The 11,936-nt window shown below is 38.4% G+C and carries 6 protein-coding genes and 1 pseudogene; 6 read left to right on the top strand and 1 reads right to left on the bottom strand.

Annotated features, from left to right (window positions below; all coding sequences use genetic code 11):
• Window positions 1-6 precede the first annotated feature (6 nt).
• The 5 genes from VSA01S_RS09675 (at window position 7) to VSA01S_RS09655 (ending at window position 10,205) form a co-directional block, all read left to right on the top strand.
• Window positions 7-1,014 carry a substrate-binding domain-containing protein gene (locus VSA01S_RS09675; protein WP_039983049.1) on the top strand — a complete coding sequence of 336 codons (1,008 nt, stop codon included), beginning with the start codon at window positions 7-9 and terminating at the stop codon, window positions 1,012-1,014.
• A 358-nt stretch (window positions 1,015-1,372) separates the two neighbouring features.
• The gene (locus VSA01S_RS09670; RefSeq protein WP_039983048.1) at window positions 1,373-2,146 is read left to right on the top strand and encodes a hypothetical protein; all 774 of its coding nucleotides are present in this window, start codon (window positions 1,373-1,375) and stop codon (window positions 2,144-2,146) included.
• 401 nt (window positions 2,147-2,547) lie between these two features.
• Window positions 2,548-4,221: a hypothetical protein gene (locus VSA01S_RS09665; protein WP_039983047.1), complete on the top strand. Its 1,674-nt coding sequence runs from the start codon at window positions 2,548-2,550 to the stop codon at window positions 4,219-4,221.
• A 3-nt stretch (window positions 4,222-4,224) separates the two neighbouring features.
• Window positions 4,225-5,451 (top strand): TolB-like translocation protein, encoded by a 1,227-nt coding sequence (locus tag VSA01S_RS09660; RefSeq protein WP_039983046.1) that lies wholly within the window; start codon window positions 4,225-4,227, stop codon window positions 5,449-5,451.
• A gap of 2 nt (window positions 5,452-5,453) precedes the next feature.
• Window positions 5,454-10,205 (top strand): OmpA family protein, encoded by a 4,752-nt coding sequence (locus VSA01S_RS09655; protein ID WP_039983045.1) that lies wholly within the window; start codon window positions 5,454-5,456, stop codon window positions 10,203-10,205.
• 105 nt (window positions 10,206-10,310) lie between these two features.
• On the opposite strand, the pseudogene VSA01S_RS09650 reads toward VSA01S_RS09655, so the two are convergent.
• Window positions 10,311-10,469 (bottom strand): annotated as a pseudogene (locus VSA01S_RS09650) (peptidase); the annotation flags it as partial.
• 56 nt (window positions 10,470-10,525) lie between these two features.
• On the opposite strand from VSA01S_RS09650, the gene VSA01S_RS09645 reads away from it, so the two are divergent.
• On the top strand, window positions 10,526-11,926 hold the full coding sequence (locus tag VSA01S_RS09645; protein WP_145993909.1) for a leucine-rich repeat domain-containing protein: 1,401 nt from the start codon (window positions 10,526-10,528) through the stop codon (window positions 11,924-11,926).
• Window positions 11,927-11,936 lie beyond the last annotated feature (10 nt).

Raw genomic sequence — 11,936 nt, 5'->3', positions numbered from 1 at the left:
AATAACATGGCAACGATGAAAGATGTCGCAAAACTAGCAGGAGTTTCTACTTCGACAGTGAGCCATGTTATTAACAAAACCCGTTTTGTCAGCGAAGAAATTTCAGCACGAGTGAATAACGCGGCAAAAGAGCTTAATTACTACGCGCCATCTGCATTGGCACGTAGCCTCAAAGTAAATCGAACCAAAACCATTGGCATGCTTGTAACCACGTCTACTAACCCATTCTTTGGTGAGGTGGTTAAAGGGGTTGAACGAAGCTGCTATAACAAAGGTTATAGCCTGATCTTATGTAATACAGAAGGTGATAACGAACGCATGAGAGACTCCATAAACACTTTGTTGCAAAAGCGTGTTGATGGGTTAATTTTGATGTGTTCATCGTTAGAAGGTGAACGCATAGAAGTTTTTGAGCGTTATCAAGATATACCTGTTGTGGTTATGGACTGGGGGCCAATGTTATTTACCAGTGATAAGATCCAAGACAACTCTTTGCATGGTGGATATTTAGCTACAAAACACCTTATTAGCTGCGGTCATAAAGAGATAGGCTGTATCACCGGACCACTGGTGAAACATCAAGCCCATATGCGTTATGAAGGGTTTAAACGGGCGATGATTGAAGCGAAGCTTGAATTTAATTCGAACTGGATTATTGAATCTGACTTTGAATGCGATGGCGGATACCAAGCTTTTAGTAAAATGGTTGATAGTGGCCCATTACCAAGCGCCGTCTTCGTCTCTAATGATATGATGGCAATGGGCGTTTTGAATGCAGCGAGCGAATTACAAATTAACATTCCACAACAACTATCTATTATCGGCTACGACGATATTCATATAGCGAAATTTATGTCACCTGCGTTAACTACGATTCATCAGCCTAAATATCGTTTAGGGCAAGTTGCGGTTGAAACACTGTTACGTAAATTGGATCATCAATCTGAACAAGCTCAAGTGGTACAATTAGAACCAACTCTCGTTGAACGAAAGAGTGTTAAATGCTTGGTATGATTGGTTTTAATTTTATTTTCACACTGCTTATTTATAAATGATATATCCTCATCTATTACCTTATTGTTACTGATTATCTATACCCAGGTGTCTTGAAGTCACTTGGGTATATTTTTATCGTAATATTAAAATATACCCATGCTAGCCACTTCTAATGGCTTAATATTTTCGAATTGCTTAATGTGTATTAGGCTAAGTTAAGTAATTTACATCTTGTTACTTTTGGTTGTTTTTTTGTTGGTTTAACCTTTTTTTTTCTTTTCTAGGTGACTTAGGTTTTTTCTTTTAGTAGATTTATTTCCTGAATATAAGGGAGTCATTTGATATGGCTTGTTAATTAAAATATTAGGAATTTATTATGAAAATGAATAAAGCCTTCGCTTTTTCAATCACGTCAGCATTATCATTCAGCGCTTTATCTGCACAATGTGACTTTTCTCCTCTTGTAGATGAGCTGTCAGTAGCACCTGAGCAGCAGCGTTTTTCTCAATATTTTGCACCAGTGTTACTGCAAAATTTTAAAAAGGCTAAAACACGTGAATATAATATGGTTGTATACCTGCAAGAAACTTCAGAACAGATAAACTCTGAAGAAAAGCAGCCATCCACTGATATTTTTATTAACTTTATCACTAGAAATCTTGCAGGCATTACTCAAAGTACTAATACGAACCCTTCTGATATTGAATCAGTGAATGCTGTTGCGGAGCGCTTTAAAACTTATATTGAATCAATCCATTCAATGGATGATGCTGCGTTCTTTGACGAATTTATGACAGGCCCATATCGTGAAGGAAGTTATTATTACGACTTCTTCCAGCAAGCGGTTAATCAATTAGATGAGACTGTAAAAAGTAGTGATATTAGCAGCTGCTCAGTAGACTTTGAACTTAACCTTGATTTACCTGAAATTATTGAAAACCAATATCGCTATTCAAATGATATACAGGTATCGATCGATCAATCGACAAATAAGATTTCTAGTCCAGATCTGTTGAAAGTGATGTTTGATTTTTCAGCAGCAGCTTATGAACCATACCAGTTGACCGATGATATGGACAATGGTGCTGATTTCGACTTCTTGCCTGACGAACACTTATACAAAGAGTCGAATGATTGGCTTCCTGAATAATACGCTGAATTGTTCCTATAGATAACAGGTCAGTAATATGCTTATTAGACATATTACTGACTATTATTATCACGTGATCCTCTTTCCATTTGTTTAAATAAATACACATACTCTCCCTAGTCATCACCTCTAGTTATTTAGGTAAAACACCCAGTAATTTAGGTTTTATGTCGGCTTTTTTGGGCCTAAAAGTCATCGTTTTGATTTTAAATACCGGAATTAGTGTGTTTATTCCGGCATTTGTTCTAAATAATCTCCTTGAAAAACATTGTGTTAGTGATAACATAATCAAACCCTATTTGGGAACGATTACTAATTACCAAGTCGTTAAATTTAAGTCTTATCAGCTTAATTCATCACCGTGGCCTTTTTATTTAATGATTTGGTCACGGAGATTTCTTATGAATTCTAATATTCGCTTTATTGCCAGCAGCAAGCTCTCACAAGCTGAACTGCCGTTTGTTCTCACTCCTGACGAGTGTATAGAGCAGTTTTCACGCATTCGAAACCCTAATGACATTCTAAAAAGTTTGCCTAATGCGCTTGCGCAGCGAATTTCTTTGTCGGCCAAAAAGTCCACCACAGGACTGCTTCAATCGATGCAGACAGAATTGGCGAAGGTAGAGTGGATTGCAATCTCGCTTTCACCACGAAGGGGGGGAATGGGTGACTCGCAGCTCAGTCGATACCCAAAGCTGAAAGCTTATATTGATTCGGTGATTTTCACAGGCAAAGCCAGAACTCGTAAAGCCGGTTATCAGCCTGTTGTGGATGATGTGGTATTAACTCGTGAATATGTCTATGTACCAAGTGAACCGAGCCCAGAACACAAGATTGTGGTTGAATTTGCAGGGCAATGGTCCAGTAATGCTGCCTGCTTATTATTGTCCAAAACCGAGAATCAGTACGAAAAAATTACTGTCGCAAAAGCCGATAAGGAAAATCAACATCGCAGCTTAGCGACGTTTAAGGATTTGGAACAAGAAGACAAAACCCTTTATATCAAAATCCCTTGTGTTGACCAACCGATGCCAATACTTCTCAAGTTAGCTGAGGGGCTACAGCCTGTCGAAAAAGAGACAAAAATGGACGAGTGGGATAACGTTTTGATTCCTGTTAGGCCATTGGCATACCTTGATGAACAGCAAGATAAAGCGAAAGTCAGCGATCTTTGCGGCGGATTTCTGTATGTATTTTGGCAAGGCAAGTTATGGCGCGAGATGGCGATTAACGAAAAAGGGTTTTACCAAGATATTGATGTTGAATACTACCGTTTTCGTTATAAAGAAGAGATGCAAAAACAGCAGCCTAAGCATATTACTCGTATTGCTAATGGATTTGTTATGGCTCATTTTTGGGCACCTTACAAAATCAAAGGTGAGGTACAGCAGGGAGAATCTGGTCTTAAGATCATATTTTCACCAAAACAGAAAACCTTCAAGCAAATTGAGGATTTAGAGTCTGACCAAGCATTACTGGATAAAGCCAGTACACCTCTCGATGAGCTGAGTTCTTACAGTGATTCGCAGTCCTTTAGCACTCAACAATTTACGTCAGATGTTGATAGTGCTGTGATTCATAGTGTGACAGAAGAGGATATGCCATGGCTAACCGACAAAGACACAATTGTTCGCAGTTACGACAGCAGTAATACCGTGATTGCCTATGTGGATGGGCAGAATAGTGGTTGTTTAGTGCGCTTACAAGTCGGGGAAACGGAGAACATTGAAGATTTAAAGCATTATCAGGGATTGACCGCTTTAATGACAGACTCAGACAGTGATTGGAGCAGTTCAGAGCCGTTTATTCTCAACCAGAAAGAGGGGTATATTTCAGCGCAAATCGCGGGTATACCTCCGAAGGGCTGTTTTTCTCTGGTCTTAGCACACTCAGAGGGCAAAGACAGCGCCAATCATATTTTTAAAGATCTTAGCTATCAAGAGCTTTTCAATGATTCGATTGAGTGTGAAGCGGCGAGTGCTTTTATGCCAACTCAGGTGGACGAAGCGTTGAAAAGCCAGCTTGAAGCAGAAAATGAATTATTGGACACAATGAAACAGTTAATTTTTGGATAATACATGAAAAACAAAACACTATGGATTTCTTTAGGCGTCATCACTGTTCTGGCTACCGGTGTAGGTGGTTGGATGCAGTTGCACAGTCAGCCTAAAGAACTTACTGCATTCGAAAAAAGGCTTGATTTAAAAGTTTACCTTGAAGAATTTACTGATTGGGGCTCAAACGGTAAAAAAGTAGATAAAGTAGAATGGAGTATTGTTACTCACTTTCCAGAAAAAGCCATTATGGAACAGTGGGATAGAGTACATACTCAGCCGCAATTAATGTTCACATACAGTAAAGACTCGACCTTATTTACCATGAACATCGATGGCACTGATATACGCAAAGTTGTGGGCCGAGAAGAGTTAGGTGACCGCTTAATTTATCCTGGTTCCGCTGAGCGTACTCCTGATGGTCGTTACTTAAAAATGAGTTACTTTGGTAATGCCAGTACAGATTGTATGGTGTTTGATTTAAAAGAACGCCGATTGCTCCAAACTACCGATCACTGCGGTTACGCTCAATTCAGTCAAGATAGCAAATATTATTATTTCCGTGGCAAAGCCTTTGTCGGGGTGAGTCGCTTAGAGCTGAGCACTGGCAAGGTTGAAGATTTAACACCGGCTACACTCCAATTTGAAAAGGGCGGTTTTACTTACCGAGCACTTCACACAAGTTCATTTGCCATCAATGAAGCGTTGGACCGACTAACCTGGACCGCTACACGCAGAAATCTGGATGGAAATGGTTATAAAATACTAGGCCATGATCAAATTTTATACCGCCTTTCAGATATGTCTCTGATTGGGTTACAGGATTTGTGGTCGCCACATTGTGAGCGTGGCTTTAGGCCAGGCCCCGCTTACCGTTATTTTGTGTGTATTGAAGACAAACACAATTATGCTTATGCCTTCAGTGATCCAAGCACTCTAATCGAAGAGGCGCCAGAAGGTATCGTGTTGCAACCAGGCAAATGGTATATGGAAGCGAAAGGCGATTATATCTATCGTATCCGTCAGCAAGGAGACCCAGGGAAATACAAAAGCATGATGTATTACTATGAGCATGAAGATAGTGATGGCAGTTTTGAGAAGTACCGAAAGATGACCTTATTTATCCCTCAAGCGCTTGCTAAAAACTTTGAAAATATGGACTTGGATGCATTATTTCCTCGTATTCCAACTCAAGCGGATTATGAGGCATCAATAAAACGTCAAATAGAAAAACAAAATAAAGGTAAATAGTGATGCCATCAAAGTTATTGAATGTAGATGAACTGTATTTAATGGGTCGGCTATATGGCGCAAAAGGTCAGCCAACCAGTGGCTATTTTCCATTACCTCATGAAACCTTAGCCCTGCAAGATATGAAGCAACAAGAGTCAGCGACCATTGTGGCTGGTGAGACCATGCTTGAAGTGACTTGCGAAGCGCCGATTGCAGCCAGTGATAAGCATGGTCGCTTAAGCCTGCTGTCTGAAAAACAAGAGGATATGCTAACGCTGGTACGGACGCCATTATCCTCAAGTAATACCACTAAGTCGACTGAGAAAGGTAGAGTACTGCAAAAAGTGCTGTTCTTCCCTAGTTACTTAATGCCACTGTCACAAATTGTTAAAGCCGGTGAGGAAAAATCAGGTGGCGGAGATTCACCAACGGGGCGAGGCTGGATGACGGATCTTTATGCCTTTTTGAAAGAGACCGCAGGCAGAGACAATACTGTAATCGATCAATTTTCCGTCGTGGGTGTACCAGTCAAAGAAGCCTGTATACTACCGGTTAACGATAAAATCTTACTTGAAAACAGTTATTTTTCAGACTATCAAAAATGGCACAAAAACTATAAAAACAGCACCATTCATGTGTTGGAAGTGCCGCAATTTTATACCGTGCAAGTAGCTTTCTCCACCAAAGATTATGTTGGTGCTACCGTCACGTTGAGAGATTTGCCGATATCATTGGCGGGTCTTGTCGTTGGGGATCAAGAAAACAGCGATCTCAATCAGCCTACTTCATTAGTTAAAGAGGTATCGTATAACTACTTTCAACAGGATGAGAACGGAAGCGATCAAAAAGACACAGGGCAATATTTTGTTGCTACATTCTGGATTGAATCTGCGCAGGCTTTGGCTCTACATCAGCTGGAAGAATATGCCAGGATAGATGTGAACTTAGAAACTGTTGATGAACGAGGCAGAAAAGCTTTGCGGCAATTAAACCTGCCCGAGCAATACAGTTTAAAAGAAAAAGTATTTGATCTCCCCATTCACACTAGTACTGGCCGTACTACCGTTGTCAGTGGTGATCCTATTAGTGTCGAAGAAGCGCTGATTAATCACGCGCCACAGTTTTTTACGGGGATTACCTCGACACTGACAAATCAGCCTTATGCTGATGTGAAACAGCTTAATTCACTGAAACCTGAAGGCAGTGTATCATTGCCAGAACAGTCATGGCAGTTATTGCAAACGCACAAAGGCAGTGTGGATGCGGCATTAGGGTGTTTAGAAAATGGTTTAACTTGGAAGTCATTGGCTCAAGCATTGGCGGCGGCAGTGTCTGCTTTACCTGGAGATTCCACAAACCCTGAATCTGGCGGGTTAGTCGATATTGCTCAGAAAGCGACAGGTATTACCATGGCGTCGTTAGGTTTTATCGAAAAATTAAACAGTGCAAATGATTCTCTGCAAAGTATCGTCGATTGGTCGACTAGCTCTGTATTTCAGCAAGTACCACCACAAATGCAAGTTTTAACTCGATTAAACGATATTTTTCCATCACTCAATATTCAACAATTTCATAATGAATCACTTAACCCATACTTGAAAAAAATAGGTAAGGCGGGAAATTGGATATTGGATAAACCACTGACGATTGCCAATGCAATTTATAGTTTGAATAGTTACTCATCGAACAATAGTGAAAAAGCTGATGATGTTTTAATGGGTAAGATACAAGCGTATTCATCTTCTACTGTTTCATTACAGCAACAACAATTAAAGGAATTACAAGAGGAAAATGTTACCGAAAAATATCACCAAGCGATTACAGCATTACGTGAGAAGCTAAATAATCTCAAGAATAAGGAGGTTTTAGATCATCACTCACAACAGGCACAAGTGGGTAACACCATGCTTCGCTTTAATGCAACTTTGTTTCCTTTTGACTCTGATAGGATAAAGCAAACAGAACATTCTAAAGATATTTTTAAAAACATAGCCAGTGAATTAATAAAAATTTCCAAGACGCCTTTTAAAATTACTGTTTCTGGGCACACGTGTAATATCGGGGAGCAAGAATACAATATAGAGCTTTCCCAGCGCCGAGCAGAAGCGGTGAAAAAAGCAATTTTAGATGCAATCCCGAGTGATCCGGAGCGTCAGATATGGGATAAAATGTTCTATATCAAAGCTTGGGGAGATTCTTCACCGCTACCCAATAACCATAATTCGACCAAACAAGAGCGACAGAGAAACCGTCGGGTAGAAGTCATATTTCATTTTGATAGCATGACAGATTACCCCCCATGTCGTGCAGGGCTTTACGATGTTGAAAAAGCAGCAAAAGCGAAAATCACCTCAGACATAAAAAATAATGAGGATCTTCTAGCAGTAATTGATAGTGGGATTGATATATTATTACTTGGTGCTGGTGTTGTCTTTCCGGTATTCACTGCATGGGCTCAATTTGGTGGTGCCGCACTATCTTTGGCCAATGATGCATTAAAGTTTATGGAAAGATTTGATGACGAAAATGATATAAAAAGAGCCATTGAGCAGATCCGTTTAAACGATATTATGGCAATTAATGCTTATTTCTCAGATGTTGAGAACGGCAGTGTCTTCCATGCGCAAATGCATGCTTATATGAAGCGTTTGTCGGCATTTAATGGCTTGATTCGACTTATTAAAGCGAGTGAAGCTTTCAGCGAAATCTACACGTTTGACCGAGGTATCACTCCACGTCCATCTAATAACAGCAAAAGGCTTAAAGAATTCTCACAGTTAAATATACTTGGTTATATTGATAAATATATTTTGAGTGATGACTGGGATATTGAAACCTCTTTACTAGGAATAAATCATTTGGATGAAGTCTGGATGGATGCTAATGGCTATGATGAATCCTATCAATTATTGCGTCCCTACTCTGCTGAAGTGGTTTTAGCTCAAGGAACTGCTATTTTTAGTGGGGCATTTAATAATGACATCACAGAAAAAACCTTGGAGAAAGCGACTAAGTTTAATCACTACTTTCCAGTACATTACCGAGCTAGCAAGGATGAAGAAACGTTTAAGAGCTTACAGTCGACGAGGGTTCCAGAGGGCCTAGATACAGAGATCTTCAAAGGAGTCGAAGTTTTTGTAAGACGTTCTTATAAGGATAAAACTCAACCGGCACCAAAAAAAGATGATTGGATTCCTTTTGCTGATTACTATAAAAGTAACCAAGAGCAACTGACTCCTTTTGACAATGTGAGAGTTGTTGTAATTTTTGATGATGACAAGGTAGATAAATATCAAAGCCTTCCAGTCAAGCTTGATGTGATGTCTTACAATACTAATGAAGGAGACTGGAAATTCTTTGATTCGGTTGCTTCTCGCCATGTTGAGTACAGCAGTCAATTAATGCTTTCTTCTTTTACTGAAGCGGAACAAACGAAACTGAAGGATTACTTTGAAGTAAAAGGAAAAAGTAATGAGAAAATAGCCCATGGCGTGATTATTGAACCAAGCTACTTCTTTGGTAAACACCGTATATTTGGTATTAGGCCTGTTGCCAATTATAACGACAGGCTCTTAAAGAGTTTGTTCGACTCAAATAAGCCATCAACCAGTTCAGGTGCTCATAAAATACTTTCGTACTTTTTACAACTCTCTATTCTTAATCAAAAAAATACAGAGTATGACGTGAATTTGGTGCCAGTCGCTTGGGGCAACCGAGTTGTTCGAAGATTTAATGTTTCCTTGAGCCCAACTCGTGAATACAGCTTTACAAAGAACTTCGTAGACTTTTCTCCCTTTAGTAAACAAGATGGGAAGTTTTACATAGAAAATTTCTTGAAACCACAAAAAGATACTCAACAAATTCTATTTCCTAAGATGTTCGATAAACCGCAAGCAAGTTTTTATATTGAGCAAAAAGGTTTGAGCTGTTTTTCCGATGAAATTAAAGATCCTTTGGTTAAAAAACTGGGTAAAAAAAGAGGAAAGATAGAGGAATTTGATTGGGATAAAGATGTGCAAGCGACCCTGATTATTAGAACAGAAGTGGTTACAAACGCAGTAAATAACTATGAAAAAATGGGCTTTGATCCTAATGCTATCCCAATAAGTGTACTATTAAAAAATAGGGTTGTTGGGGAGTTTAAAGAGGTATTTAGACTTGGCACAATAAAATCAAAAGGAAAAGATCAGTATGAGTTTATAGCTCAAGATAAAACTGAAACCAAAACTATCGTTCCTGATTCTGTCTTGAAGCTGATTAAGAAAATTAAAAATGATCTAGATAGTAATGATTTAAAACGATTGATGATTGAGGATAAAGAAACCGTTCTATATGCTAATGTAGTTGATCTGGAGTACATTAATTTCTTTGGTCATAAAGTAAAAGGATTAAGGCCATTGATTAAGCCAATTGGTTTTGAGGGATTTTTTACTCTGAGTCAAACAGGCATAACTTTTTCTACTACGGTGAGCAGCTATCAAGGTGTAGGCATCGAAAATCTCGAAACAAACGAACTTAAGTTGGTTGATTGTGGTGTGAAAAGTATACCTAGAAGGTGGTACTCGCTGATTGATAAGACAAAAGAGATTACGCACGCTAATTTAGTCAATCAAATCAGCTCAGATGAACACCAAAGTCAAAAAAGAGATGAGGTTAAGTTTCTTCCAAGCCGTAACTTACAAAAGTGGATGAAAATTAACAGTAGTTTTGATCCTTTGGTGGATAAAAGGATGGAGATGCTTGCTGATTGGGTTGGTGAGCAAGATGACTAACAGTTCCTCATTAGTCACTATATAAACGAAAAGCGTCAGAAATGGCGCTTTTAGTTTGAAATAGCCGCAGTTTTTGTCAGCGACTTTACATCGATTCAGAGCTTTTCAAACATCAATACAGAGACCGCCAACTAGGCGGTCTCTGTTATTCGAACTAGGACTGTCTGGGTAAACTTCAGTTGTTATGCCATAGGTACAACGAGTCACCCCACCACATAAACCAAGCTTAACCATTGGGTTAAAAATCACCCCATGTTGAACCACCCAAGTTATAGGATACCAAAACTTTTGACAGAGTCGATTGCAGGAGAAGTAAAAAAATGAATACTCCCATAAAGATTAAAAGTATGTTCATCGGCTTATTAATGTTATGGCTAAGTTTGCCTGTATTAGCATTGACAAAGCAGCAAAAAGCAGATGCTATTATCCAAGCTTCTCCAGCAGCACAGCAGCTGATCAAATATATAAAGCCTAACCACGGTGATCTCAGTATTTATGTCGATGGCTTAACTGGTGAGATGGGGCCTGATATAACTATTAAAGATAGAAATAATAAAAAATTCACACCAGGTGTTTCAAATTATGATTTTATTTATTTTGGAGGTAATCGCTCTAAAGTCATTGTATTGCTCAATAGAAAAGGTCAAGTCATTCACTTTATTGCAGAAGAAGACACCATAATTCCAGTAGAGGTGATTCCATCACTTAGCACAGTCAGCCACTTGATATTAAAATGCTCTCAAGTAGAGAGGGCAGTGTTAGATATGAGTCAGTTTAATAACCTTGAGACCATCACTTTAACTCTTAATGGTTTAAAAGATATTAAATTGCCTAAAAGTGGCAAACTCATTAGAGCCAAAATAGAAGAAGAAGACACCATAAATATCGATGGTTTAAGTGTTCATAAAAATTTAAACTCTTTGATCCTTTATACAGGTAAAGTAAAAGACTTATCTGGGCTTAACAATAACCCTAATTTAGAATATCTATTAGTTGCATATACAGAGCGAGATGGCAAAGAGACAGGGTTAAAAATAGAAACATTTAATAGTCTCAAAACACTTATTGCTTCTTCACCTTCATATCATGATATCGATGATCTCTATAAATTAGAAAATTTGACCAAACTAAGGTTATTCAGCATAAAAGGAAAAGAAGTGCAAGATTTAAAGTTTCCACCTAATGTTGAAGATCTATCTTTATTAAATCCTGACGATGAAAACCTACCTAGTATAAAAGGGCTGCATCAATTAAAACGCTTGTTTGTTAATAATACCGATGGGAACTTTATAGCTAAGTTATCCGAACTGCCTAATTTGACTGAACTGGAGGGTAATAATAATAACCTGCCCAATTTGGAGGGAATTGAAAATGTTCCTAGCTTAAAAGAAATTGATTGTCGGTATTGTAACGTGGTCGATATTTCTGCTGTAAGAAAATTACCTAATTTAGAAAATCTTTATTTATATGATAATGAAGTGTATGATATCGCTCCAGCTTTACTTGCTCCTAAATTAAAGTCGTTATTATTACCTGATAATAAAGTAATAGAAGTGCCCAATTTACCTATTGGTAGTCAGTTGAATCAGCTTAATTTATCTGGGAATCCTTTATTACATATAGATGATGAAACAATAAAAACTTATGAAAATGTAGAATTTAGTATCTTTAGAACCCATTTTTATAAAATCTTACCCCGCAAGAAGCAGTTACTTTTTTAAGGAGTGTTTT

Source organism: Vibrio sagamiensis NBRC 104589, from assembly GCF_007990935.1.
Lineage (GTDB): Bacteria > Pseudomonadota > Gammaproteobacteria > Enterobacterales > Vibrionaceae > Vibrio > Vibrio sagamiensis.
The sequence above is the reverse complement of the archived record's forward strand: the minus strand, read 5'-3'. Positions and strand labels throughout refer to the sequence as shown.